Annotated in this window: 21 protein-coding genes and 1 pseudogene; 2 read left to right on the top strand and 20 right to left on the bottom strand. The window is 58.8% G+C overall.

What is annotated here, in order from left to right; translation table 11 throughout:
• Positions 1-17: 17 nt before the first annotated feature.
• The 9 genes and pseudogenes from BSY240_RS00415 to BSY240_RS23545 form a co-directional block, all read right to left on the bottom strand.
• A complete protein-coding gene (locus BSY240_RS00415; RefSeq protein WP_236759297.1) occupies positions 18-1196 on the bottom strand; it encodes an HPP family protein in 1179 nt (392 codons plus the stop codon).
• Between the two features lie 424 nt (positions 1197-1620).
• Positions 1621-3759 carry a putative bifunctional diguanylate cyclase/phosphodiesterase gene (locus BSY240_RS00410; RefSeq protein ID WP_236759296.1) on the bottom strand — a complete coding sequence of 713 codons (2139 nt, stop codon included), beginning with the start codon at positions 3757-3759 and terminating at the stop codon, positions 1621-1623.
• Positions 3760-4070: 311 nt separating this feature from the next.
• Positions 4071-5030 carry a FecR domain-containing protein gene (locus BSY240_RS00405; protein ID WP_069041031.1) on the bottom strand — a complete coding sequence of 320 codons (960 nt, stop codon included), beginning with the start codon at positions 5028-5030 and terminating at the stop codon, positions 4071-4073.
• A gap of 507 nt (positions 5031-5537) precedes the next feature.
• A pseudogene (locus tag BSY240_RS00400) lies at positions 5538-6141 on the bottom strand (tyrosine-type recombinase/integrase).
• Positions 6142-6284: 143 nt separating this feature from the next.
• A complete protein-coding gene (nirK, locus tag BSY240_RS00395; RefSeq protein ID WP_069041030.1) occupies positions 6285-7358 on the bottom strand; it encodes a copper-containing nitrite reductase in 1074 nt (357 codons plus the stop codon).
• Between the two features lie 631 nt (positions 7359-7989).
• A complete protein-coding gene (locus BSY240_RS00385; RefSeq protein WP_069041029.1) occupies positions 7990-8175 on the bottom strand; it encodes a DUF2933 domain-containing protein in 186 nt (61 codons plus the stop codon).
• Positions 8172-10379 (bottom strand): copper-transporting P-type ATPase, encoded by a 2208-nt coding sequence (locus tag BSY240_RS00380; protein WP_083229522.1) that lies wholly within the window; start codon positions 10377-10379, stop codon positions 8172-8174. Before BSY240_RS00380 ends, BSY240_RS00385 begins: the two co-directional genes overlap by 4 nt.
• Before the next feature lie 11 nt (positions 10380-10390).
• Positions 10391-11839 carry a multicopper oxidase family protein gene (locus tag BSY240_RS00375; protein WP_069041028.1) on the bottom strand — a complete coding sequence of 483 codons (1449 nt, stop codon included), beginning with the start codon at positions 11837-11839 and terminating at the stop codon, positions 10391-10393.
• A gap of 894 nt (positions 11840-12733) precedes the next feature.
• Complete coding sequence (locus BSY240_RS23545; RefSeq protein WP_335622546.1) at positions 12734-12913, bottom strand: heavy-metal-associated domain-containing protein; 180 nt, start codon at positions 12911-12913, stop codon at positions 12734-12736.
• 307 nt (positions 12914-13220) lie between these two features.
• Here BSY240_RS23545 and BSY240_RS23870 point away from each other — a divergent pair, with 307 nt between their 5' ends.
• On the top strand, positions 13221-13436 hold the full coding sequence (locus BSY240_RS23870) for a hypothetical protein (protein ID WP_150127359.1): 216 nt from the start codon (positions 13221-13223) through the stop codon (positions 13434-13436).
• A gap of 7 nt (positions 13437-13443) precedes the next feature.
• Here the strand turns inward: BSY240_RS23870 and BSY240_RS00370 are convergent, their stop codons facing one another.
• The 5 genes from BSY240_RS00370 to BSY240_RS00350 form a co-directional block, all read right to left on the bottom strand.
• On the bottom strand, positions 13444-14490 hold the full coding sequence (locus BSY240_RS00370) for a methyl-accepting chemotaxis protein (protein ID WP_236759295.1): 1047 nt from the start codon (positions 14488-14490) through the stop codon (positions 13444-13446).
• Entirely contained in the window at positions 14475-15587 is a 1113-nt protein-coding gene (locus BSY240_RS00365) for an RHE_PE00001 family protein (protein WP_069041027.1), read from the bottom strand. Before BSY240_RS00365 ends, BSY240_RS00370 begins: the two co-directional genes overlap by 16 nt.
• A gap of 315 nt (positions 15588-15902) precedes the next feature.
• Entirely contained in the window at positions 15903-17162 is a 1260-nt protein-coding gene (locus BSY240_RS00360; protein ID WP_069041026.1) for a Zn-dependent hydrolase, read from the bottom strand.
• A gap of 11 nt (positions 17163-17173) precedes the next feature.
• Positions 17174-17821: a TenA family protein gene (locus BSY240_RS00355; RefSeq protein WP_171901606.1), complete on the bottom strand. Its 648-nt coding sequence runs from the start codon at positions 17819-17821 to the stop codon at positions 17174-17176.
• The gene (locus BSY240_RS00350; protein WP_069041024.1) at positions 17821-18663 is read right to left on the bottom strand and encodes a BtpA/SgcQ family protein; all 843 of its coding nucleotides are present in this window, start codon (positions 18661-18663) and stop codon (positions 17821-17823) included. Before BSY240_RS00350 ends, BSY240_RS00355 begins: the two co-directional genes overlap by 1 nt.
• A gap of 25 nt (positions 18664-18688) precedes the next feature.
• On the opposite strand from BSY240_RS00350, the gene BSY240_RS00345 reads away from it, so the two are divergent.
• Positions 18689-19600 carry a PfkB family carbohydrate kinase gene (locus BSY240_RS00345; RefSeq protein WP_069041023.1) on the top strand — a complete coding sequence of 304 codons (912 nt, stop codon included), beginning with the start codon at positions 18689-18691 and terminating at the stop codon, positions 19598-19600.
• Between the two features lie 27 nt (positions 19601-19627).
• Here the strand turns inward: BSY240_RS00345 and BSY240_RS00340 are convergent, their stop codons facing one another.
• The 6 genes from BSY240_RS00340 to BSY240_RS00315 are packed head-to-tail and all read right to left on the bottom strand — an operon-like array spanning position 19628 to position 25319.
• Entirely contained in the window at positions 19628-20398 is a 771-nt protein-coding gene (locus tag BSY240_RS00340) for a glutamine amidotransferase (RefSeq protein WP_069041022.1), read from the bottom strand.
• A gap of 29 nt (positions 20399-20427) precedes the next feature.
• Positions 20428-21492, bottom strand: coding sequence for a phosphotriesterase family protein (locus BSY240_RS00335; RefSeq protein ID WP_069041021.1), 1065 nt, complete (start codon positions 21490-21492; stop codon positions 20428-20430).
• 5 nt (positions 21493-21497) lie between these two features.
• Positions 21498-22499, bottom strand: a complete 1002-nt coding sequence (locus BSY240_RS00330) for an ABC transporter permease (RefSeq protein ID WP_069041020.1) — start codon at positions 22497-22499, stop codon at positions 21498-21500.
• On the bottom strand, positions 22496-23314 hold the full coding sequence (locus BSY240_RS00325; protein ID WP_069041019.1) for an ATP-binding cassette domain-containing protein: 819 nt from the start codon (positions 23312-23314) through the stop codon (positions 22496-22498). Before BSY240_RS00325 ends, BSY240_RS00330 begins: the two co-directional genes overlap by 4 nt.
• Positions 23311-24261 (bottom strand): substrate-binding domain-containing protein, encoded by a 951-nt coding sequence (locus BSY240_RS00320; RefSeq protein WP_069041018.1) that lies wholly within the window; start codon positions 24259-24261, stop codon positions 23311-23313. Before BSY240_RS00320 ends, BSY240_RS00325 begins: the two co-directional genes overlap by 4 nt.
• 35 nt (positions 24262-24296) lie before the next feature.
• Positions 24297-25319 (bottom strand): LacI family DNA-binding transcriptional regulator, encoded by a 1023-nt coding sequence (locus tag BSY240_RS00315; protein ID WP_069041017.1) that lies wholly within the window; start codon positions 25317-25319, stop codon positions 24297-24299.
• Positions 25320-25523: the final 204 nt, after the last annotated feature.

Here is a 25523-nt window from a genome sequence, read left to right as displayed (position 1 = left end):
CTATCTTGCAGACGCCATCAAATTTCTGCTCGAGCGATCCCGCGGGCCATCGCGGCGATGAGGTCGGTTCTGGTGACGATACCGATGAGTTTGCCGTATTCCAGAATGGGCACGGCATCAACATCTGTGTCACCCATCAACGGCAACAAGGCTCCGAGCGGCGTGGTCGCAATAGCGCGAGGGACCGTGACACTCATGATGTCGATTGCGAGGACTGGCTTATCCCTTTCGGGATCGATCAGCCTTCGCAGGGCGGGGATGAGACCTCGATCGAGACGAAGTGCGTCTTCTCTTGCGCGGCTGATGAGATGCATCTGGAAGATAATGCCTAGAAACCGCTGCTTCCCGTCAACGACGGGTAGCGATGTGAAACGATGACGCCGGAAGAGATCCGCGACCGTGCCCAAATCTGTGTTTGCCTTCACAGTGATCAGGTTCGAGGACATGATGGCGCCCGCCGTTGGAGTACCGGTCTGGTGCGCTGCTGCCTGGAGCTCTGCTGCGCCGATAAGGCGTGCCAAATCTTCAACGCCGAGGTTGAATGACTGCCGATAGCGTTGAAGGATGTCGCTTAGCTCAGCCTCAGAGAGCCCCAGCCGTTCGACGGCGATCCTGTCAGCTGTGCCATGCCTGTTTTGCTGGTCGAATTGACGAAATGGATAGCGACGCCCTGCGAGCCTGGCATAGGCGATCGCAATCAGGACGAGGCTTGCAGTGCCCGTCGCAATTGGCGCAAGCGCAAACCAGAAACCAAGGCGCTCCACAGCTTCCGGGCTCATGGCAGCTGTCATGGCGACTGCTCCTGCCGGCGGATGAACTGCCCGCAGCATGATTGTCACAAGGATCGCCAGCGAGACAGCAAGGGCGATCCGTAACGTCGGCTCGTGAATGAATAGCGAGATTGCCACGCCAACAAGAGCCGCGACCGTATTGCCGACAACAGCAGACCATGGCTGAGCAAGCGGACTGTTGGGAACGGCAAACAGGAGAACGGCAGTCGCGCCCAGCGGTGCGACAAGGTAGAGGCCACTTTCGAGATCAACGCCGGGGGACAGCAAGAAATAGCCGGACAGCCAAAGCCCGATAAAAGCTCCAATGCCAGCGCGCAGAGCCTCCATTGGAGCCGTGCCAGTCACTGCCGGCCCAAATGAACGTAAGAACTGCAATTGAATATTCCCGATCGATTGAAAGCACAAACTTTCAGCAAATGATCAGAATTTCAACCGGCCACCAGCGCTCCGAGCCACCGTAATTCGAAGATGGGGCCATATGCCGTCCATGGGACAGGTTTAAGGGCCAATTCCGCTCCTTAGAAGCTGTGTGACCTCGCGCTATTGACGTGATGAGCTCAGTCTTGAATCCTTGGGGCGGATGCCCTGCTTTCAGTGATGCTCATCCGTAGTGCTCTTGAACGGATACGAACCGCCGACCCGCCATCACGTCGGATGCATGCAGGCAGGAAAACGAGGCAGATCAAGCATCTGGTTTAGTTGAGATGTCCGGAAAGGGGCCGTGGGCGGTCTGTCCGGTTCTGTCGCGTCGGCGCCGGTAGCGGACTAACACTTGCTCAGTATCACGGTCGGAGACCAGGAAAAGCGGTCCAGCACCTTCCTGTCGGCGTCACAGAACCGTGCGTTCCATTCGACTATCCGGGCCAGACATCAAATGAATCGTGCTCACTCGGCTCAGCGGCTTTGAGAGTTCGAAGCCCTGCAGGTGATCGCATCCCAGCGAGGTGAGCGCTAAACGTTGGTCGGCGGTCTCGATCCCTTCCGCCGTGGTCTTCAGCCCCTTATGGCGTGCCATCTGCACGATGGCTTCGATCAGCGGCATGCCCCCACCTTGATGGATTTGGTCAACGAAGATCTTGTCGATCTTGATCCGATCCACATCTAGCTTGAGAAGCTGCCCAAACGACGAATTACCCTTCCCAAAGTCATCAACGGCAAACCTTACGCCCGCTTTTCTCAGGTCCCGGATCGCTGCCGCTGTTTTGCCGTTGGTGTCTGTCGCAACGCTTTCGGTAATCTCTATCTCGAGCCGGGTCGGCTGAAGTCCATACTTTGCCAGCATCGTCAGGACCCGCAACGCGTAGCCGGAGGACATGAGTTCTACCGCAGAGGCGTTGACTGACATGCCCAAGTCGCCATCGGGGACCTCAGATAGCAGGCTGCACGCTTCCTCAAGGACGTACAGACCCAGTTTCTGGATCAGCCCGCATTGCTCGGCGATCGGAACGAACACGTCGGGCGAGATTTCACCGAACGTGGGATGCGTCCAGCGGCAGAGTGCTTCCATTGACGATACCCGCCCATTTTGTGCCGAGTACACCGGCTGGAAGTGAACCGCGAGTTGGGTGCCTGTCTCGAGTGCGGCGGCCAGGTCGCTCTCCAAGGCGCGTCTACGACGCAAGACCTCTTCCATGTGGTTGCCGAATACCGCAAAAGTATTCCTACCCGCCGCCTTGGCATGGTAAAGTGCAATATCGGCACGCCTCGTGATTTCGCTCGCCTCAAGCCCGGGTGCCGAGAACGAAAGTCCAATGCTTGCGCCGATCGTTATCAGTCTGCCGTCGATTTGGAATGGCAGGCGGAGCAGGGCTATAATCTCTTCGGCGAGCCGTTCGACATCCGCAAGATCTCCGGCCTCTTGAATAAGCGTGAACTCATCCCCGCCGATCCGGGATACAAGCGCCGAGGATCCGAGTTCGAGCAACCGGTTTGCCACCTCTTTGATGAGGATGTCTCCGACGGGATGTCCGAAGGTATCATTGACCTCCTTGAAGTGATCCAAATCCACGAACATGACGGAGACGTTGTTTTCAACCGTCGCTTTTTCAAGACGCTCCGAAAGGGCAGCGTGAAACGTCGTTCGGTTAGCAAGTCCCGTCAGAGGGTCATGCATGGCCAATTGCCTGAGGTCCTGTTGGCTTTCAGCCAAGCTTTGCGAGCGCCGCCAGATCGCATGGCCCAGGAAGCTCATCAGAAGAAGGGCCGAGCCCCCTACAAGCAGGATCACTGGATAAACAGACTTGATGACGCTCGCTCCAGGAGTGAAAGGCTGCCATTGGAAATAGCCTATCAGCTCACCGGATTTGGCTCGCAGAGGGACACGGGAAACATCGGCAGCGAGAGTTGAGGAACGAGCGAACGCGAGGTCTTGGAATTGATAATTCCGCCCCAATTCGGACAGCAGCACGCCGTCTAGATAGCGCACGGCGATATGGAGGTTCTCTGTTCCCGGTGCCTGCTCGATCTCTCCGGTGTCGGAGACGATCGGCTTCACACTTACGATTGCGGCACGGCCGTTGAGGTCGAGAAGATCGCTCTCGCCGATCGACAATATGGTCGTGCCGGTCGCAGTTTCGCCCGCGGCAAGCCGCTGCCGGAGCCTTTCCACCAAGGGTTTCGCCAGCTCAGCAATCTCTGCGCCTGACGCTGATGTGGAAGGTTCAGCAATGAATTCGTAGACGAGGCCATCGCTCGCATTGAGAACCAGCGCCGCATCATGCCGGAAATAGCTATGCATCCACTCACCGAGGTTGGACGCCATCCACTCGCTGTTTCGCTGGCGGACCTCCACGACGGCGTCATCCCAGACAGTTGCGCTCTCTTGGTTGTGGGCCACCTCTTCTTCCAGATTCCCCACCACAAGGTTCAAAAGACCCTGCTGACGCTGAATTGCGGCTTGATCTGACTTTGCTGCAGACAGGAGCAGCGCACCAAACAGCAAGCCGATCGTCAGCGCCGTTACCGCCATGGGGAGCCCCAGTACGAGAAATGGCTTCTGTCTAAAAACTTGTTTCATACGGAACTCACAGACAAACAGCCATCTCTTCTATTTGCATCTGCCTAATTTCTCGGGAACTGCATACATTAGATTTCGCACTGTGGTCATTTGCTAACGTCAAACGCCACCTTCAAAGGCCGGCAGCCGATGCGGCTCTCCGAGCTGCGGATGGGAAGCTCAACTCTGCGGGACAAATCGAGCCTGGTGTCCAGACATCAGTCAAGGGGCGTCACAAAACCGCAGCGTTCGATCTCGGGTAACGCCCCTTGACAGCAGCATGGCTAGTCGCCCGACCGCCCTTTGCCATTTCCGCCCGAGTTCCCATTGCCGTTTCCGCCGGAGTTCCCGTTGCCGTTGCCACCAGAGTTCCCGTGGCCGTTGCCACCGGGGTTCCCGCTGCCGTCGCCGCCCGAGTTGCCGTTGCCACCGGAGTTCCCGTTACCCTTCTCGCCAGATTTGCCCTTACCATCGGAGCTGCTGGTCTCTTTTCCAGCATCGGCGTCGCGCTCACTCTTAGCCTGCTGATCTTTTTTCGCAGCCTCGACTTTTTTGCTGATTGCTTCATCGATCGCCTGTGCCGCCCTCGCCCCATTTGACGTGGTATCCCGGGCAGGCGCATCGCGAAAGGCAAAGCTGGCTTTGATCGATTGAAGAGAGAATACCGCGCGCGTAATGGCAGGCTGCTGTATACTACCATCGACTGTCATTCCTGTTTCGGTAACTGCAGCATTCTGCCCAGCCGTCAAATTGCTCCGTTCGCTGGTCTTGAAGCCAGTAACCTCTACCACGCCTTGATCGACTGCGACGGCTGCGTTGGCTTCACCAACTGTAACGGTAAATTGTGTGCCCTTGACAACAGCAGCCAGGAAAGGCGTCTGGACGGTCGTGTGTGGCTTCTGGCGTTTTTCTATTTCAAGAACTATTTCCCCGACCTGCTGGTTAACCTCGGTTTTACGATTATGATCCGTACCCCGAGTCACGACGGAAGCCAGTGTATTGGGTTGAAAAGCAATACTCTCGGTTCCACGCACCAGCTGCAAGCGCCCACGCGCTCCTGTCGAGATCCAAGCTTTGTTAGGGACAACCATACCCTGGCGAAGAGCCAACCAGGTTTTATTGTCAAGGGTATAACGGACCTGATCCGTTGCCCTTGCTGCCGTCCACTCCCCATTTGCCGCCGCCGGGGCCGCCGAAAGGCAGGCGACGAATAGACAGATCAAAGCCGAAAAGATGGTGCGCATACGAGTACTCCTTCGACCGCTAGATTGCGCACGCCCGCCTTAAGATTTCTCTCAAGCAATTGGTTAGAATTTATCAAACAGGCTCGCCTGCTGCCGGTTTCTTGGGCACCGAATTAGGTGCTTCCAATGAAACTTGAGCGAAGTTCAGCCGCGAGTACAAGCCTGAGCAAGGAAGTTGGTCAAGGAGCGTGGGGTTACACTGTGGCGCAGGCGTCCGGCGATCTTCAGAATGATGAGCATGTCTTACGCAAGGAGCTCAGACTCTTCGCATAACTCAAAATTTGAACTGCCCTCGCATTCCGGGCGGAGTGACGGCTTAGGATTGGGTAGCGTCTTTAGCCATGAGCTACAGAGACCGGCAACCATTCCCGTTGTCGATGAATGACTGCTTACAAGATCCAATTTTTTCTCCGAACGGCAGGAGTGACGGCGCAAAGCGGATTGAGTCTTTCGAGAGGCTCACGCAAGAAGCGGGCGCGGCCCCGCAACATGCAGGGCCGCCCCCTTTTAGATTTCGGTCCGTTCGGCCAGTTCTAGTGCATCCTCAATGTCGACGCCGAGATACCTGACTGTGTTCTCGATCTTGGTTATGGCCAAGCAGGATCTGGATCGCTCGAAGATTGCCGGTGGCCTTGTAGATCATGGTAGCCTTCGTTCGCCACAGGGAATGCGTCCCGTAATCCTGCCGACGAAGCCCGATCGCCGTCACCCACTCATCGACCAGTCGGGCGTATTGCCGAGTGCTGAGATGACCAGCGTGGCCGACGCGACTGGGAAAGGCATAGTCATCGACTGTTCCTCCCCTTCGTTGAAGCCAGGCAAGCAGACTAGCTCTGACCTCCGTCGTGATTTCGAACTGCACGGGTCGTCCAGTTTTCTGCTGGACGACCATCGCCCGAGTTCGAATTTCGTGGCCGGTGACAAGTGTCCCGATTTTCAGTTTTACCAGATCGCAGCCCCGGAGCTTGCTGTCGATGGCAAGATCGAAAAGCGCCCAATCTCGCATCCTTCCTTCACGGTCCAGGAAGAAGCGGACTGCCCAGATCTGGCGCTGCTTCAGGGGCTTCTTGACGCCAACTTGCTTGCCTGCATTCCAAGCCGGTCGACCCAGCGCGCGGACATGTTGGCGATATGCAGACCTGCGTCGATGCCTGCCGCAAGTGTGCTCAAAGCTGCGAGCGCATGGCTGCATAACAAAGAGGCGGGAAAAGGATCGAACCTTCTCCCACCTCTTCCTACCTCAGTCAAAGAATTTCAGTGGGTTTCGTGTCCGCCGTGCCCAGCTTCCGCCGTGCTAGCCGGTTGAACCTTGAAGACCTCCTTCCGCTCGTCCCCCTCGACGACCAGCTTGCCCACGAGGCCACGCGCTGCGCGTGAAAGAGCGTGGTCCACGAGCATGTACTCACCGGGAACGTCCATGGTCATGTCGACAACCGCAGCGCCGCCGGGAGGAACGGTGATGGTCTGCACATCCGTCAGTGGCTCGGTTGTCAGAGATGCCAGTTGATAGGCCCTGTCGAAGATTTCCCCGATTACGTGGAAGCTCGACGTCTTGTTGGGGCCGCCGACACCGAAGTAGATGCGAACAGTCTCGCCGACCTTTGCGGTCAACGCATTGTCACCGGTCAGCGCGTTCGCTGCACCGTTGAACACATAGTATTCCGGCGTCTCGTCCATCAGCCTGTCGAGGCTCTCAGTCAGTTTGCCCTTCGTTCCATAGGCCTGTTTCGTGTAAACCTCGCCTTGCATCACGTAGAATTCCCTGTCGACCGGAGGAAGGCCAGCTTCAGGTTCCACCAGGATCAGGCCGTACATCCCGTTTGCAATATGGTGGGCGGCCATCGGCACAGCGCAGTGGTAAACGTAAAGGCCCGGTTTCATTGCTTTGAAGGTGAAGCCCCTAGTCTCGCCGGGTGCGGCGTCCGTCGCCTCAGCTCCACCTCCCGGTCCCGTGACTGCATGGAAGTCCACGCTGTGGCGTTCACTGCTATCGGCAAGGTTGGTCAGTTCAACTTCGACGGTGTCGCCGACCCTTGCCCGAACGAAAGGACCCGGAACCTTCTTGTTGAAGGTCCAGTAGTGGTAGGTCGCGCCGTCCGCTAGGACGCCAGTAACTTCGACCGTGTCGAGCTTCACCTTGATCGTTTCCGGTCCCCTCGCACCTACTGGCGGAGCAAGGTCTGTCGCCGCCCGTACGATATCAAGGGGAGCGGCAGCGGTCCCGTTCGCCGCCGGATGATTGTGGGTGGCGTCGGCCAGCACCGGCATTGCCGTCGCCGACAGGAGTGTGACGGAAAGGGCGGCGCGGAGAAGTGTTCTGCTGGTCATAATTCTGGTCCTGCTAGTAATGTCTGCGTTGCCTGTTATTGGACACCGCGTCCGTCGAAGCGTCCTTGCGATACCGCAAAGAGAAGGTTCGCTCGCATCTTCGTGATGGCCTGCAGGTGTCGGCTCCGGGTTACCGCGTCGGCTGAACGGCACGGAAATGCGCAATCGCTCCGACGGTCATCTTCGTCACGCACCAGTTGGCGTAGAACCCACCCCGCAAGCGCCCCAGCAGCCTATTGGGGAGACGTGTGGGCAGGTTGTACTCGATCCTGACGCTCAGGCTGCATCCCGATCTGGCGGGACTGATCCTGAATCCCATACGGTAGGAACCGATGATGTGGGAGACGCACCGTTCCGCGCGTCTCCCACGTCTTTGAGAGCGGAGGATGCCGTTCCGTCACGACTGCCTCCACGGAGAGCGCCCGGCCGAGTATCAGCCCCGTCATTTTGAAGACAGAGCCGACGGCACGTCCCTCCGCGTTGTCGACTTGGTACGTCATGGAAGTCCCCAGCCTCATGACTGAGGGCTCTTCCATGTGCGCACCGAGGACAGCCGGATTGTCGAGCAACTCGAAGACCTGTTCGGCCAATGCCGACAAGGCTACAGTGCTCGATGCCGACCGCTGGTAGGTCACGGCCGATGATCCTTGTGGCCGTGACCGCCATGTCGATGAAACAGGTGCATCAGCGGGCAGGCCAACAGGACCAGGTAGGTGACGTAGCCCAGAACGTGCACCCAGTGCTGACGAAGGATGTAGAACACCAGGATCAGGGCCAGGGATGCGCCCTTCAGCAGGAGCGTGCGGTTGGCTGTCATATCTTCATGCTCCTCAACCTGAGAGAGTTGGCGATAACACTGACCGAAGACAATGCCATTGCCGCCGCCGCGATGATCGGTGAGAGCAACAGACCGAAGATGGGATAAAGGACGCCCGCCGCGACGGGTACGCCTGCCGCATTGTAGATGAAGGCGAAGAAGAGGTTCTGCCGGATGTTGCTCATCGTTGCTCGGCTCATCTGCCGTGCCCGGACAATCCCCTGCAGGTCACCCTTCAGGAGAGTGACGCCTGCGCTTTCGATGGCAACGTCGGTTCCTGTTCCCATGGCAACACCCACATCTGCTGCGGCCAGTGCAGGAGCATCATTCACACCGTCGCCCGCCATGGCAACAATCCTGCCTTCACTGCGCAGCCGCGAGACGATCTTGCTCTTGTCCTCAGGCAGGACTTCCGCTTCCACCTCCGAGATGCCGAGGCGGCGTGCTACGGCAAGAGCGGTCGTCTTGTTATCGCCCGTCAGCATGACGACGCGAATACCGTCTTCGATGAGCGCCTTCACCGCATCCGGTGTCGTCGCCTTGATGGGATCGGCAATGGCAAAGAGACCTGCCAAGCGGCCATCAATAGCAGTGAAGATGACCGTTGCGCCGTCATTACGAAGCTCTTCTGCCTTCGCAGTCATCGCGGTAACGTCGACACCTTCTTCCTCCATGATGCGGTGGCTGCCGAGGATCAGCCGCTTGCCTTCGACCACGCCCGTCGCGCCTTTGCCCACAGGACTGTCAAAGTCGGTAGCATCTCCCAGAACGATGCCACGGTTGTTGGCCGCATTGACGATTGCCAGTGCCAGCGGATGTTCGCTTGAACGCTCGACTGTGGCCGCGAGCCGCAGCAATTCGGATTCTGATATGCCTGCGACCGCGGCGATCGCTGTCACCTCGGGTCGCCCCTCCGTCAAAGTGCCTGTCTTGTCGACGACAAGCGTATCGACCTTCTCGAAGCGCTCCAGGGCCTCGGCGTTCTTGATCAACACGCCAAGACTTGCTCCGCGACCGACGCCGACCATGATCGACATTGGTGTTGCCAGCCCCAGGGCACAGGGGCAGGCAATGATAAGAACGGCAACGGCCGCCACTAGGGCGTGGGCGAAACGAGGCTCCGGCCCATAGATCATCCAGACAGCGAACGCGACGAGTGCCACCCCGATGACTACCGGAACGAACCAGCCCGAGACTTCATCGGCGAGGCGCTGGATGGGCGCGCGCGAGCGTTGGGCCTCTGCGACCATGCGGACGATCTGTGAGAGCATGGTGTCGCTCCCGACCTTGCCAGCCTCCATGACGAAACCACCGGTCTGGTTCATGGTCCCGCCGATCAGCTTCGACCCGACATCCTTGGTGACGGGCATCGATTCGCCCGTAATCATGGATTCGTCGACGGAGCTTCGGCCCTCCAGAAGCAAGCCATCAAGTGGCACCTTCTCTCCCGGTCGAACCCGCAGGCGGTCGCCAACAGCCACGGCGTCGAGACCGACATCCTCATCTATACCATCGGCGCGCACGCGCCGTGCGGTCTTCGGTGCCAGATCGAGAAGCGCGCGGATGGCACCGCCCGTCTGTTCGCGCGCCCTCAGCTCCAGAACCTGACCAAGCAGGACCAGGACCGTGATGACGGCAGCAGCCTCGAAATAGACGGCGACCGAACCTCCCTCTGCGCGGAACGTGACCGGAAACAGTCCAGGCGTAACGGTCGCGACAACGCTGTAAATCCACGCAGCACCCGTTCCCATCGAGATCAGGGTGAACATGTTCAGGCGGCGCGTCTCCAAGGATTTCCAGCCGCGTTCGAAGAAGGGCCAGCCCGCCCAGAGGACAACAGGTGTCGCGAGCACCAACTGCAGCCAGTTCGACGTCTGTGGCCCCAGTATCATGTGGAGGTTCGCGAGATGGCCACCCATTTCCAAGGCGATCACCGGGACGCTGAGGACTAGGCCAATCCAAAACCGTCTGGTCATGTCCGCCAGTTCTGGACTTGGACCCGTTTCCAAGTTCGCCACTTCCGGCTCAAGCGCCATTCCGCAGATGGGGCAATTGCCGGGTTCCGTTTGGCGGATTTGGGGATGCATGGGGCAGGTGTAGATCGACGCTTTGACCACACCCGGACCACCAGGCTTGGATGAAGAAACTGCCGGATCGTGTGAATGTCCGTGATGGTGGTGATGCGCGTTATTTGCGTTGTTCATCTCGCCCTCCTTCAGCCCTGCTGGACATAGTCGACGAATGTCATCATGCCTGTCGCCATATGATAGAGATGATGGCAATGCAGCGGCCAGCGGCCTGGATTATCCGCGTCGAACTCGATCGACACCTGCGCCATGGGCGGCAGCATCACAGTGTCCCGCATGGCTCCGGAAACAGCCTTGCCGTTGATTGACGTGACCTGGAAATGATGGCCATGCAGATGCATCGGATGCGCCATCATCGACATGTTGTGCATGGAAATCCGAATGCGCTGTCCGCTGCTGACTTCGATCGGGCCGTCGGTATCGATGGACCAGCGATAGGTTGCCATATCACCGCCCAGCATCAGCGCAAACTGCCGATCAACAGCGCGCCGTGCCAGAGGTGTCAGGCCTTGAAGGCTTTGCTCGAGCGAAAGGTCAAGAACCGGTCCCTTGGCTGCCGCGGTGGTTTCAAGCTTTCCCACTCGTGCGGAGGCCGTGGCGAGGATCACGCCAGTGCGCTCAACGGCCCCTTCCCGCAAAGCCAGTATAAGATATGCCCCGTCGGCAGCCGGCAAGGCCACACGGATGTCGGCCCGCTGGCCCATCGACAAGGGGAACTGTCGGCCGCGGACCGGAACGACGTCCATCCCGTCGACAGCGATCAGCTCGCCCTCGAGTTCGCCCGTATCGATCGTGAAGGCGGTTGCCGTTGCGCCATTGATGATGCGAAGCCTGATGCGGCCGCCCCGTTCTACCTTGACGATCTCGGGGTCATCGAGCGTCCGGTCATTGGCGAGATAGGCGTCATATTCGATGTCGTTCAGGTCCATGCCCATCATCGTGTGAGGCGCGGCCGAAGTTTCAGCCGAGCCCATCTGATGGCCACCATGCATGTTCATCATGGAGGACATATCTCCGTGTCTAGAAGGCATGGCATGACCGCCACCGCTCTGAAGGTCGGAAAGCAGTTCCTCGGGCGACTTGAAGGAGAAATCATGCAGGAGCACGATGACCTCTTGCTCGTCGCGGGCAAGATCCTCGGCGGTTCGGATGATCAGGGGTGCCGCGAGCAGGTTCTGCTCCTGCAGAGTGTGGGCATGCATCCAATGGGTGCCGCCTCTCCGCAAGGGAAACTTGTAGGCCCGGCTTTCCTTAGGCGGAAGCAGTGCAGCCGGATTGCCTGGCACCCCGTCCAACTCCCAAGGCGGCGTAAGCCCATGCCAGTGGATGAGCGTCTCCTCGTCGCTTTCGTTGCGAAGAAGAACGTCGAAGTCCAAGGGCGCGTTGAGGACCAGCCCGGCTTTCCCGGCCTTGTCGGTCAGTCCGAAGACGGAGGCAGCCTTGCCGTGGACGTCCAGGGTCCGTTTGCCGATCACAAGCTCGCTGGTTTGTGTTGGGGAGTATGCCCAGGCATGCCCGAGGGGGGACAGGGCCACGGAACCCATGGCGAGTGTTTTCAGAAAGTCTCTGCGATACATGATGTTTCTCTCGATCCGGTCGTTGTGACGACCATGCTGTTGACAGGAAGATCGCGCATTAAGCGCGTTTGTCAGGCAGCAGATCGAGGGGGATGACGTCCTGGAACGGGAAGCTGGCCATGCAGTCGAGACGGCGGTTCAAGGTAGATCGGTCTACGCCCGAACCCTTCCGGGCTGTAGAGCACTAGGGATGAATATGCGACACAGAGCATGCAGTCATTAGCGCAACATGCCTCGGCCAACGAACCTGATGCCGCCAAATCTTCCGTTTTCTTGTGACTGGCTTGGTGGGCATGAGCGACATGAGTCGAACAGGATTGGGGACCAGCATGCGAGGCAGTAGAGGCGAATAGAAGGCTTATCGCCAGTGCGGCGAAGACCGCCATGGTCCATATCCGAAGCTTCAAGTCATTGCTCATCGCCGTCTCTCACTTGATGAAGCCACATTAGCCGGATTCCCGCCGTCGCGGATTGATGTCAGTCAAACTTGAGCAAGCGTGCACCTTCCCACACTGGCGAGGTCAAGCGCTCTTTAGGGGAATTTGGGGCATGGATGTGTGATTACCCTGCCCGCCTCCGCCTCGCCTCCAGAAAAGGCCTACAGAGTTGGCGCAGCATATCGCTCGGCCGATGGCTTAATCTCGGACGCGGAGATCTCTCTTTGGCGGGAAGAGTGGCGAACAGCTTCGAGGCTGTCGCCCGCCACTCTTTTTTTTTCAATGTGATTCACCAGAGCGGTCGTTGCGGTAGTGAATCCGGGCCACATTCGGCTTGAGCAACTGCTGCAACTATGAATTGGTCAAAGTCCGGCGCCTTCAGCGCCGGGACGATCACAACTCTCGCCACAACTATGGCGCTGCAATAAGACCACGAAGAGCTGCTGCAAGATGGATTTCACTCAGGCCGTCGGGATGAAGGGTAACCCGCTTCTGCTAGCACAGCTTCGATATCTCCTGGCGCTGCAGATGTCTGCACCACAAGTTTACGCTTCGCCGGATCGGCTGAGATCTCTGCGGTCTGGTCGATTGATAGGATCGCTTTGGTCACACTCCGGGCACATCCGGAACAGGTCATTCGTTCTACATAATACTCCACACTTCGCCTCCTTTCGATTTTCAGGCGAAGATAGAAATGGTCGTTTCCAGTGTGGGAAGGTCAAGCCGTATTCGCAGTTTTCTCACCTTCATTCATTCGCGGCAGCACGTCTGAGCACGTCTGAGCAGGGACTACTGCTGGATACACGGCCGAGGTCAGCGAAAAGATGAAGATCGAAGAGCTCCACGGAGTGGTCCTCAAGAAGGAACCTGCGGACTTAATCTGGCTTACCGCCGCATTGGACTGGCCCCTAAGCGCTTAACGACGCTTCGCAAAGGTAGGCAGGATGGTCCGCTATACGGTACCGTTCTATTTCAGCCAAACGGCAACAATAAAGGCGCAAAGCGGAAATCATTTCCGTAAAGGAAACGTCGGACAAATGGCAAACTTCGATAAGGAGAATGGCGATAGCCGTCTGACAACGGTTTTTTCATGGAACATTACCGGCAGCTTGGAAATGTGTGCAGTCGCCACGCGCGCCAAGTCCGACGAAAGCATTTGATTAGCTTTCACGCGGCCCCGCCCATACTATGGGTTGCTGTGGCACCCTTTCCGAGCGAGGTCTTGAAGCGAGATACGAGGCCGTAGAGGTCGCGGGCGCCGTCAGCGAGCGAGGCTGCAGCGGCACTGGCTTCCTCGACAGTGGCAGCACTCTGTGGCGTCACCTTGTCGAGCATCCCGATCGAGCCGTTGATCTCGCCAATGCCTTGGGCCTGGTCGCGGGCCGCAATAGAGATCGCGACGCCATGGCGGACTGCCTCCGCCGATCTTGCGATCAGGCCCTTGATGTCCTTGGCCGCACTTGCCGAGCGCTGGGCGAGGTCACGCACTTCCTGTGCCACAACGGCGAACCCCTTCCCGGCCTCTCCGGCGCGGGCCGCCTCGACGCCGGCATTCAGTGCCAAGAGGTTGGTCTGGAGGGCGATTTCGTCGATTACACCGATGATGTTTTCGATCTCGCGTGAGGAGCCGGCGATTTCGCCCATCGCGGCAGTTGCCTGGCCGACGACAAGACCGGACGCCTCAGCATTCGAACGGGTCTCACTGACGAGGCGCGTGGTGGCAAGCGTTCTGCTCGTCGTATCCTTGACCGTCGAATTGATCTCTTCAAGCGCGGCTGACGTCTCCTCCGCGGTGGCGGCCTGACGCTCACCATTGGAGGCGATGCTCTCAGAGACGTGGCTGATAACCGCGGCGTTCTCCGACAGAGCCTGTGCCGCAGCCACGATCCCCGCCATGGTTTCGTCCAACGCCTGGGCGGCCGTGTTGACATCCAACCTAGTGTTTTCGAGGACAGGGTCGAGGACTTCAGTAAGGCGGAGGGTAAGATCCCCGTCTGCCAAACGCTTGATCGCCTGGCCGATGATCTTGACCGCGCGCATGCGCGGGCTGATGTCCGTCGCGACCTTGATGACCTTATAGACTTTACCGCGGGAGTTGAAGACCGGCGTATAGGTAGCCCTAAACTTGCGCGCCGCTGTCAAAGCGTTGGTTTCCAGGGAGAAATGCGCCCAACCGGCGTTGCGCATGGAAACCAAAACTACAGGATCCCCCACGCTCGAAACCTCCCCCTGCCCGTCATCTCGCGAAGACCGAGTTCCTGAACGATCCGCCGCGCTCCTTGCGGCGTCACCTCGAGCGTCTTTGCCACCATGCCGGCGGAGATCAGCGGCCGCGCCATGACAAGCTCAACAAGCTCCGGCAGCCTGGATGACGTCCGCCGTCCCTCCAGTTTGCGCATCATCATCTGCCGCGCCAGCACCAGCCGGTCATGCTCCTTCAGCCCCGTCTCGGCGGCAATCGTCAGCGCCCGTGATATGGCTAGCAACCGCGTCTCGCGATCACGATGCCGACGCCGATCGACGGGGATGGCTTTCAGCCCGAGATTGATCGCCGCGAGATGGATGCTTGTGGTAACGCCGCCCTCGCGCAGGACCGAGGCGGCCAGCAGTCGACCGAGCCAGGGTGCATGCTGGAGCACGGCGATCTCGTTCCCGAGGGCCACGATTGCTTGGCAGACCGGTGGAAGATCCTGGGCCCGGGCAAGGACGGCTTGCCACTCCTCCAGCCGCTCGTCCTCATCCCAGTCGAGATCGTAGACAAATGGATCCTTTTCGGTAGCGTTTTTGGTGCGCCCCGGCTTCTTCGCCTCTTCGATCGCGGCCTCCGACCGGGCGAGCACCGCATCGATCGCGGCAAACGCATCACTCAGACCGTCGGCCTCCGCTACCCCAGCCCGAGTGTCGCTGACCTCAACATTCCCATCCGGCAAACCCTTCCCGTCGTTACCCGATGATGCTGCAGGCAACGCCTGCCCGCGGAGAGAGGCGAGGCCTTGACCAGAGAGCGCCCAGGCCGGGGGATGGGCGGCGATGCGACGGCGGGTTTTCAGGATGTCGCGGGCGATGGTGAGTTCGTGGGTGGGTGCGCGGATGTCTCGAAGCGCGTCATGCAGGACAAGGTCCTCGAGATGGACGAGTTCTCCATCAACCCACAGCGAGGCATGCGCCTCGAGAAAATGCGAGCGCTCAAGAAAGCCCTCGCCGACCGGAGAGCGGGCGATGCGCTCATCGAGACGGGCAAGCGCGACGGCGGCCTCGGAGATCGGCCGCAGCAGGCTCGGGATGGGCAATTTGGCGAGATCGTAAGACATTGAATTTATATTAAATTATTCGTTAAGCGAGAGCTATATACACAATAATGCTCTGCACTTCTCACAAACGCGCCGCGGTGGCTTACCGCCGATAACTAACCCTTATCGAAAATAATATCTATTCATTCCGATTATCGCCAGAATATATCAGCTATATAAATTTATACTCTTAGAACGACGCACAACACGTTAATCTCGGAAAAAAAGGGCGAACGCGCATGATAATTTGCATCGCGTTGCACAAAGGGCGGCTAACGAACAGAACCATGAGCATTACCGCATCCCCTCAGTCCACCAAACCGAGAACATCACAAACTAACCATCGACGACAGCCATCCCGCCCCCGCGCGCCAACTCCAGTGTCGCCTGCGCCAGCACCTGGCAGCCGGTGACAACATCCGACGGCTCGACATATTCTGCCTCGTTGTGGCTAAGCCCATCGCGACACGGAACAAAGATCATCCCGGCTGGCGCGACGCGATTGACAAACAGCGCATCGTGAAACGCCCCAGATAACATCCGCACACTCTCGACCTTGCAGGCGGTCGCTGCTTCTTCGATCACTTCACATAGTGTTTGAGAGAATGCACAAGGGGGCATATCGAAGGACCGTGTGATCTGAACGCTACAGCCCTGCCGCTCCGCCTCCTGGCCGATCCGCGATTTCACAAGCTCCTCGATCTCATCCAGCCGCCCTGGATCGGGATGACGCATATCGACCGTACAGCGAACCTCCTCGGGGATAGCATTGACCGACCCTGGCTCTGCGGAAATCCGACCAATGGTGAAACGGGCGTCCGGATCGCCTGGCATAACGGCTGCGTAGAGGCTCGACAGCGCAGCGGTCAAAGCGCGAAGTGGGTCGCGACGCCAGGCGAGACCTGTCGTGCCGGCATGAGCCGTCTGGCCCGTAACCGTCACATCCAGCCACCGTGTTCCCTGGATGCCTTTCACGACACCGATCGGAATCCCAGCTGCCTCCAATGACGGCCCTTGCTCGATATGGACTTCGAGATAGGCATGAACCGGAAATCCGAGCGGCAGCATGGCTGCCTCCGGCAGGCTTTCGATTGTGAGAGCCAGCTCTCCTGTGAATGCTGCACCATCCGTTGCGACCTTGTCCTGCCACGTGGGCGGGATCGCGCCTTCAAAAAACGCCATGGATCCCATACAGCCTGGCGAGAAACGGCATCCCTCCTCGTTCGTCCAGGATACCACGGCAACGGCGCGCTCGGTCGCCGTCCCTGCATCTTCCAGACTTTCCAGGACCTCAAACGCAGACAGAGTGCCCAATGCGCCATCGAAGCGGCCACCCGCTGGTTGGCTGTCGAGATGGCTACCGATCAGCAAAGGAGGAAGTGCCTCGTCGCGGCCGTTGCGCCAGACGAAGAGGTTGGCCATAGGGTCCTGGAACACCCGAAACCCCCGGGCCCAGGCAAGCTCAGCGAGCATTCGCCGGGCGCTTCGGTCGCCGTCCGTCAAAGCCTGGCGATTGACGCCGCCTTTCGCGGTTTCACCAATGGCGGCAAAGGCTTGAAGGCGAGAGTTGAGACGATTGCCGTTGATGGTGAGCATGACGGGTTCCCTCAGAGGTAAAGTGCGTCGTGGAACGCGATCTCGAGCGACTGGGCCCGACCGAAAACGCCACTCAGACGTGACCGCTCGGAGGCACTCATGTCATCCCCTGCTCTATCCAGCTCAGCTTTCAGCCAGAGGGCTTGAGCCGCAAAATCCGGATGGGCATGCAGGTCCACCCACTCCTTCAGCAAGGGATCGCTGATCTCAAGTTGTGCCGCCTGCTTAGACCATGTCCAGTACATCCATTCGGCAGCAAACATCGCCGCAACCGTATCGAGATAACCACCGTCGCGCGCGATCGAAAGCATGCCATCCCGAAAATTCGCCACCTCTGCCACCGAGAGGTTGAAGTCGCGAGGATCGATACCCCGCGCTGCGAACGTCTTTTCGAAATAGACAATCTGCTGATTGGCGAGCGCATCGAGGACGGCGACCAGCCAGCGCTTTTGAGCCATTGTTTCGGCCTTGGCTGTCGCGAACGCAAAGATAGAGATCGCGGTATCGACAAAGGCGCCTTCAAAGACGAGGTAGCGCTCGAACACGTCCTTTGGGAGACGGTCAGCCTTGATGTCATCGACAAAGCGATGCCCGAGCATCTCTTCGAGGACTTCAGCGTTTTCACGCAGGATCTGCTCAGAAAGCGTCTCTGCCATAATCAGGCCTCCAGCCCCGGGCGTGCAGCCTCGACGAAAGCCTTGACCCGTGCTGGTTCGACCGGGTTCCACCAGACGCCACCTTCTTTCAGCGAGGAGGCGACGATCACACCATTTGTTCGCTTCAGGATTTCGAGGATATTGTCCTTGGTGACACCGGATCCGACCAGAAGAGGCAGATGGGTTGCAGCACCAATGGTTTCGATCTCCTCGACAGTCGCAGAATTGCCGGTCCGCTGGCCGGTTGCGATGATGACATCAGCGTCAAAGAAAGCGAGGTCACGGGTCAATTCCTCGATGCTGCGATCGGCGGTAATGGCGTGAGCCCCGTGTTTGACGTGGCTGTCTGCAAAGACCTTGATATGTTCGGCACGCAAGGCCGAACGATAACGCATCGCTTCGGCGGCGCGCCCCTCCATGAAGCCTTCATTCGCCACATAGGCATTTGCCCATTGGTTGACGCGAATGAAGCGCGCCCCACCGGCCATGGCAATCGCGAAAGCCGGGATCGGCGCGTTGGCCAGCACATTGATCCCCATTGGCACGCCCGTTGCACGGCCGATACGATCGGCGACAACAGACATGAAGGCGGATGTTTCAGGTCCGATATCTTCAGGCTTCGAGAAAGGGATATCGCCGTGATTTTCGATGATCAGACCGTGCAGGCCGCCTTCGATCAAGGCTTCAGCATCGCGCATCGCGACATCGTAGATTGCGTCGACTGATGTTCCCCGATAGCGCGGGGCGCCTGGAAAGGGCGCGCAATGGATCATCCCGATCAGCGCCTTGTCAGTGCCGAATATTTCCCTTATGGCGCTTGAATTGTTATCCGAAATCGTCTGCATTTTCATTTCCTTCCGAAGGCCAGCAATGCCTGTCAGTGTTCGTGCTCATGTGATCGGTAACGTCGCTGTCGACGAAACCATTTCCGTTTCGACCATGCCGGAAGCCGGGGCTTCCATCCTCGGTCGCGAAGAAACGCGTGACCTTGGCGGCAAAGGTGCAAACCAAGCGGTGGTCATGGGCCGCACGGGTCTGCCCACCATCCTGGTCTCAGCCGTGGGCGAGGATTTCCGCGCCCAGACCATTCGCAATCAGCTGGCGCTAGAGCCAGTCGAGACCAAGCTCATCACCTTGGCCGGTCGCTCCAGCGACTTTTCCATCATCTTCACAACCCCGGACGGCGAAAACGCCATCGTGACTACCACCGATTCAGCAGGCTCATTGGCGCCAGAAGAAGCCATCGCTGCCCTCGACGGTGCCACCGCTGGCGACCTTTTAGTCCTGCAGGGCAACCTCAGCGAGGCGACCACCTTTGGTCTGCTGCAGGAAGCCCGCCGTCGTAAACTTGTCACCGCCTTCAACCCCTCGCCGCTCAGGCCGTATTTCGGGGCGTTCTGGCCACTGATCGACATCGCATTCTTGAACCGGGGCGAAGCAGAGAGCCTCACTGGTTCTTCAAATGACGCTGCGACCGAATGGCTGCTCCAGTCGGGCGTCCGCCACGTCGTGCTGACGCTTGGGGGGGATGGGGCGCTGCTGGCAAGCCAAAGTGAACCGATTGCGACCATCCCGGCTGTTTCCGCCAGGGCCATCGACACCACCGGCGCTGGCGACACCTTCATGGCCGTGGCTCTGGCTTCGGCAGCCTTGCGCGGCGTCGAACTTGACAAACGCGCCATCAGCCATGCGGCAGCAGCTTCGGCTTTGACCGTCAGCCGCCGCGGCACGCGTTCAGCCTTCCCGACCAGCGAAGAAATGCGGTCCATCCTGGCGTGTTGAGACCCGCTTGGATGAACCGCAATTGCCTCAACCCTTTTCGCTGAGCCAACCCAGGATGTTCTTCCAAAGTCGGCCATAGCCCTCCCATTCGCAAAATGCGGGCGACAGCCAGTGGGGACCGATGTCAGATGTCCAGGCAGCGCTTCTTCCCTTGCCGAATTTGCCCGTGACCAGCAGAGCATGGCTGCCCTGCTCTTCAGGGAGACGAGCGATCACCTCGACATCGGCACGGTCACGCACTTCAACCTCGTTGACGCCGAGAAGTACGGGCCACTCGCCCTCCATACCCGCCACCGTTGGATGGTCGGCCTTGACGATGACGGCACCCGTTCCCTCCGGGATCTCGACACGATCGTCATAGGGTAGGCACGTCACCGGTAGGACGTCTTCGACGGGGGTCCGACGCCAACGGGCCTTGCCGTCGATACCCTGGAACGAAAAATAGCCGCCGACCATCAACAGGCCACCGCCTTTTTCAACCCATGCCTTGATCAGCTTCAGCCTGTTCGGCACGGTCTTGGAATGCAGCCACACCGCTGGTGGGAGCAACAAGGAGTTGGCGCCGATGTCCGATAGGATGATCACGTCGTAGGCGTCCAGTCCCTCCATTTCGAAGGGGAATTTCTCCACGGCATCATGGGCAGTCATATAGGTCAGATCAAACTCACTGCCCTCAAGCGCTTTGACCAGCGGCTCTGCGCCGAGATGGAACGTCACGCTGCCAAACTGGTCAAAACCCTTGTAATGGGTGGCCGAACTGACCCAGCTTTCACCGACGAGTAGAACTTTTTTTGTCATCTTATCTTCCATGGTTTGTCGTCTGTCGATCAGGCCGTCGCCTCGAAGACCGATCTTGGATTGTCACGCATGAGGATCTCGAGCTGGCGATCGCTCAGGCCGTGACGCTTCAGTCGCGGCAGGAAATGCTTGAGGATGTATGCGTATCCATTGCCGCCATAGCGGGTCAGCATCATCTTCACGAAGACATCGTGGGAGAGCAGGATACGGTCGATGAGCCCCCTCTCGACCAGCTTGACGATGGCGCGCGCCGCTTCCTCGTCGCTCGGGCACTGGACCTGCTGGTCGGCATAGAAGAAATCCATGCCGATCATGTCGTATTCCAGGAAGGCTCCACGGATCGCGAGCTCCTGCTGGTAAGTAAGATCGTCATGTGAGGGGTTCATGTGGCAAAGCACGGTATGACGGAGCTCTGCCCCCTCCTCTTCGACGATATCAAGCACCTTGTGCCCAAGGCGGAACCAGCCAGGAAGATGCACCATCAACGGCAGCCCCGTGCGCCTTTGCGCCCGCGCTGCTGCCCGCAGTGATTTTTCTTCCTCAGCGGTGAACTCCGAGGAAACGCCGATCTCACCGATCAACCCGATCTTGATATCGGTGCCGTCGACGCCGACAGTCGCCTCATGGACAATCTCATCGGCGATCTGGTCGATCGACATGTCGGCCACCTTGGCCGGATGTGACGAGCCAAGATAGTAGCCAGCACCCATGACGATGTTGAGACCCGACGCCTCGGAGATGCGTCGCAGCGCTCGGGGATCTCGTCCAATGCCCTGGCATGTCGGCTCGACGACGGTCCGACCGCCATGGGCGGCGAAGTCTTTCAGTTCAACGATCGCCAGAGGCTCGTCATCCAGTGTTATGTTGTGTTTGTTGACGAAGGGGTCCTGCCGCAGTTCAGATAGGATCTCGATGCAGACAAAGCAGTCGGCCAGATACTGGCGTTCCGGCGTTTTGGGGGCGTGCCACCAGCATCGGCAATCATTGAGGATATGCTCGTGCATCAGGGTGACACCGAGCGCGGATGCGGGGATGGCACCAGCCACCGTCATGACGTTGCCCGAGCGGATATGCGCCTCAGATAATTCGTTCATTGCCTTCACCTCGCTTTTGCGCCGAAGCGAAAATTGGTTGTGAAGATCTTGGTGTTGAGCCAGATGGCCACGAGAATGATGGCGCCTGTGACGATCTGCGTGAAGAACGGCGATATATGCATCAGGATCAAGCCGTTCCCTATGACGGCGATGGTCAACGTGCCCAGAACCGTTCCCAGGATGCTCCCGCGCCCACCCATCAAGGATGTGCCCCCCAGAACCACAGCAGCGATCACCTGTAGTTCGAACCCCACCGCAGCATTGGATGAACCTGAGCCAAGCCGTGCGGCGATCAAAAGCCCCGCCAGGGCGCAAGCGATACCAGAGACCATGTAGACGGAGGCAACGATCCATTTCGCCGGCATGCCGACACGCCGTGCCGCCTCGAGATTGGAGCCGACAGCGACCACTTGCCGACCATATTTGGTGTAAGCGATGATCACATACCCGATCACCGCGACCAGCACCGCGATCAGTGCGGGTACAGGGATGCTGAAAAGCTCGCCACGACCAAGCCAGAAAAAGCCCGGCACGTCTTTGATAGGGATCGAATACCCCTGTGTCAGCCAGAGGGCAAAGCCCCTGAGAATAGAGAGACCGGCCAGTGTCACGATGAAGGCCGGGATGCCCTGATAGGCAATGAACCAGCCCTGCGCGATGCCGAGCAGTGCTCCGAAGGCGACCATGCCGGCCAAAACCAACGGCCACGGGTAGCCCATGGCAAGCAGGATTGCGGCAACCGCATTGACGAGTGCCACCTGCGAGCCGACGGAAAGATCGATGCCACCGGTGATGATCACCAGCGTCATGGCAACTGCAACGATCAGGATCGGCGCTGCCTGACGGAGGACATTCAAAATGTTGCCGAACGTCAGGAAGGTATCGGTCATGGCCGAAAAGAAGACGAGGCAGGCGACGAAGAAGACGGCGATGGACATCACCTGTGCATGTTCAGACACGAAGTCTGCAATCGGCGATCCAGACGCGCGTTCAGTATAGGTGGTCAATGTCTCTGCCCTCCGACGATCAGTTGCACGAGGTCCTGGAGGTCCGTGTTGGCGATGTTGCGTTCAGCAACCTTGGTGCCTTCATACATGACGGCGATCCGGTCACAGACCCGGAAAAGATCCTGCAAACGGTGCGTGATCAAAATGACGGACACACCCTTTGCCTTGACCCGGTTGATGAGATTGAGCACGGCCTCGACCTCAGCCACGGCCAGAGCCGAGGTCGGCTCGTCCATGATCAGGACCTTGGGATTGAAGGACGCAGCGCGCGCGATTGCAATGGCCTGGCGTTGACCGCCTGAGAGTTTCTCGACCTTTGCGCTGAGCCGCGGGATCCGGATTTCGAGCGCGTCCAGCATTGCACGCGCCTCGGTCATCATGCGAGTCCGATCAAGGAACAGACCCTTGGTCAGTTCTCGTCCGAGGAAGAGGTTACCGACAACATCGACATGATCGCAAAGGCTAAGGTCTTGAAACACCATCTCGATGTTTCGATCGCGCGCATCGGCGGGCCCACTGAATTGAACTTTTTGGCCGTCGACAGTGATCGTGCCGTCATCCGGGATATAGGTCCCGGAAATCACCTTGGTCAGGGTCGATTTGCCCGCTGCATTGTCACCGACCAGGCCTAAACATTCACCGGGATAGATATCGAGATCGACGCCGCGCAGAGCCTGATGCGATCCGAAATTCTTGCGGATGCCCTGTAGTGAAATACGGGGCTGGCGAATAGCGCTTTCGCCGGATCGATGGGGGAGGATTTCTCCTCCCCCCGACCCTGCGACAGCGGTTGGGTGCTGTCTGTCAGAGATCATTTGAAGACGGCCCGGTAGGGTTCGAAGTTCTCTTTGGTGACGATGGTGATCGGGACCGAAATCGTCTTCTCCACCGTACCACCATCCGAGATTGTCTTCAGCGCATCCACGGCTGCCGCACCCATGGCTGCAGGATCCTGCTGAATGACTGCGGTCACGTAACCAGCATCGATGCCGGCGATGGCCTGGGCGGTCAGATCCCAGCCAAAGACCTTGACGTCAGCCTGCTTGCCCTGGCTCTCCACGGCAGCAATGGCACCCATCAATGCGGGTTCGCCAGTCGCATAGACGGCCGTCATATCCGGGTTGGCGGTGATGAGGTTCTCGGCTGCGGCGAGCGCAGTGTCCTGGACGTTCTGACCGTCGACGACGCCAGCGGTGGTCACACCTTCGGCAGCCTTCACCGCGGTCTCGAAACCTTCCTGGCGGACATTCTGGATGGCAGAGTTCAAGGCACCAACGACGCCGTACTTCACGGAGCCGCCCATGCTGTTCTTCACATAATCGACGAAGAATGCGCCCATATCGGCACCGGCCTTGGCGTTATCGACACCGATCTGCGCCATTTGCGGCCCTTCTGGCAGGATAGCATCGATGGCAACCACCGGAATTCCGGCGGCGGCCGCTTGCTGGACGGCAGGCATGATCCCGTTCACGTCAATTGCGACGACGGCAAGACCGTCGACCTTCTGCTGGATGTAGGTCTCGATGGCACTGTTTTGTGCCGCCGGGTCGTTGTTGGCGTTGAAGATCACCAATTTCGCGCCGGCGGCCTCGGCCGCCTTTTGCGCGCCCTCATTCATCTGGTTGAAGAACAAAGCCTGCTGGTTAATTTGAATCAGTGCGAAGGTTTTTTCGGCCGAATGAGCGATGGAGCCGAATGAGATGCTGGCAAATGCCGTTGCCGCAAGTGCGGCAGTCACTGTTCTGCGTGTAAGATGTGTCATGTTCTTATCCTCTGGTTCGGTTCAGCTTCGTTGCTTTATTGTTTCGCCGGCGGTGCAACGGAATGCCGCACGACGATTTCGACAGGCAGCAATTCTTCGGAAGCCAGGCTGTCCGAGTTCTGCCAATTTGTTTCGAGAAGTAGCGCCAGCGCCCGCTCGCCCAGCGCCCTGACAGGCTGGCGTATTGCAGTGAGCGATGGTGAAAAGAGATGGAGAGGCCCGACATCGTCGAAGCCGATCACCGAGATCTCATCCGGGATGGAGACGCCCTGAGCTCGCAAGACCTCAACCAGTCCGATCGCGATCTCGTCGGAGCTGGCAAAGATTGCCGTTGCCGGCATTCCTTCTTCGATGAAGCGCCTAGCTGCCTCGCGGCCGAACTCGACGGAGAAACTGCCTTCGTAGCGGGTCACGTCGAAGGGCATACCTGTCTCAAGCAGCGCCCTCTCCAACCCCCTGTAACGACGGCGGGTGCTGATCATGTCCTGCGGACCGCCGATATAGACAATTCGCCGATGACCATGCTCCGCAAGGTGGCGCCCTGCCAGATATCCGCCTTCCTCGTTGTCACAGAAGAGCTTCGGAACAACAGCATCGGGCACGTCTTCATCGACGATCACGACTTTGCCAGTCTGATTGATCAGACCGGCCAGAACGCCATCGTCGGGGTGATTGGTCACAAAGATCAGTCCGTCGACATGATTGCGGGCAAGCGCAGTCACATAGGAAATCTCGCGCCCTGGACGATTGAGGGTGACATGCAGCGACAGCGACAGCCCACGCTTGTCGGCCTCCTGCTCCACTGCAGCAACAAGCGTTGCGAAGAATGGGTTGGCGATATCTGGAACGACGAGACCGATTGTATCGGAGCGACCGCGGCTGAGGCGGCGCGCATGGGGATTGGGCTCGTAGCGCAAGTCGCGGATCGCAGTTTCGATCCGCTCTCTGGTCTCTGGCGGCAGTTGGAGCGTACCGTTGAGCAAGCGGGAGACTGTGGCCACCGAAACGCCGGCGGCTTCCGCCACGTCCTTCAGGCTTGTCGCTCCAGTCCTTGCCATCCCGTTCAACACCCCTATCGCCGATCAGGTAAACCGCTTTAGTAAAACGCTTTACTAAACCGATTTACAGTGCCACCGGCTTTTGGCTTGTCAAGAATAAATTTGAAGGACACACCGAGGTAACTGCTTCTTTTTTGGGCGAGCCTCCCCACTGACGAAAACTAAGTCACGTCATGGCCGCCGGGAAGAACATGGCTCACCGCC

This window comes from Agrobacterium sp. RAC06 (genome assembly GCF_001713475.1).
Lineage (GTDB): Bacteria > Pseudomonadota > Alphaproteobacteria > Rhizobiales > Rhizobiaceae > Allorhizobium.
The sequence above is the reverse complement of the archived record's forward strand: the minus strand, read 5'-3'. Positions and strand labels throughout refer to the sequence as shown.

Excerpts from the sequence above, each read along its gene's own strand:
- BSY240_RS00410 (WP_236759296.1), bottom strand. The coding sequence starts at position 3,759 with ATGGCGGTAACGGCGCTGACGATCGGCTTGCTGTTTGGTGCGCTGCTC.
- BSY240_RS00405 (WP_069041031.1), bottom strand. The coding sequence starts at position 5,030 with ATGCGCACCATCTTTTCGGCTTTGATCTGTCTATTCGTCGCCTGCCTT.
- nirK (WP_069041030.1), bottom strand. The coding sequence starts at position 7,358 with ATGACCAGCAGAACACTTCTCCGCGCCGCCCTTTCCGTCACACTCCTG.
- BSY240_RS00385 (WP_069041029.1), bottom strand. The coding sequence starts at position 8,175 with ATGACAGCCAACCGCACGCTCCTGCTGAAGGGCGCATCCCTGGCCCTG.
- BSY240_RS00380 (WP_083229522.1), bottom strand. The coding sequence starts at position 10,379 with ATGAACAACGCAAATAACGCGCATCACCACCATCACGGACATTCACAC.
- BSY240_RS00375 (WP_069041028.1), bottom strand. The coding sequence starts at position 11,839 with ATGTATCGCAGAGACTTTCTGAAAACACTCGCCATGGGTTCCGTGGCC.
- BSY240_RS23545 (WP_335622546.1), bottom strand. The coding sequence starts at position 12,913 with ATGACCTGTTCCGGATGTGCCCGGAGTGTGACCAAAGCGATCCTATCA.
- BSY240_RS23870 (WP_150127359.1), top strand. The coding sequence starts at position 13,221 with ATGGTCCGCTATACGGTACCGTTCTATTTCAGCCAAACGGCAACAATA.
- BSY240_RS00365 (WP_069041027.1), bottom strand. The coding sequence starts at position 15,587 with ATGTCTTACGATCTCGCCAAATTGCCCATCCCGAGCCTGCTGCGGCCG.
- BSY240_RS00360 (WP_069041026.1), bottom strand. The coding sequence starts at position 17,162 with ATGCTCACCATCAACGGCAATCGTCTCAACTCTCGCCTTCAAGCCTTT.
- BSY240_RS00350 (WP_069041024.1), bottom strand. The coding sequence starts at position 18,663 with ATGCAGACGATTTCGGATAACAATTCAAGCGCCATAAGGGAAATATTC.
- BSY240_RS00345 (WP_069041023.1), top strand. The coding sequence starts at position 18,689 with ATGCCTGTCAGTGTTCGTGCTCATGTGATCGGTAACGTCGCTGTCGAC.
- BSY240_RS00340 (WP_069041022.1), bottom strand. The coding sequence starts at position 20,398 with ATGACAAAAAAAGTTCTACTCGTCGGTGAAAGCTGGGTCAGTTCGGCC.
- BSY240_RS00335 (WP_069041021.1), bottom strand. The coding sequence starts at position 21,492 with ATGAACGAATTATCTGAGGCGCATATCCGCTCGGGCAACGTCATGACG.
- BSY240_RS00325 (WP_069041019.1), bottom strand. The coding sequence starts at position 23,314 with ATGATCTCTGACAGACAGCACCCAACCGCTGTCGCAGGGTCGGGGGGA.
- BSY240_RS00320 (WP_069041018.1), bottom strand. The coding sequence starts at position 24,261 with ATGACACATCTTACACGCAGAACAGTGACTGCCGCACTTGCGGCAACG.
- BSY240_RS00315 (WP_069041017.1), bottom strand. The coding sequence starts at position 25,319 with ATGGCAAGGACTGGAGCGACAAGCCTGAAGGACGTGGCGGAAGCCGCC.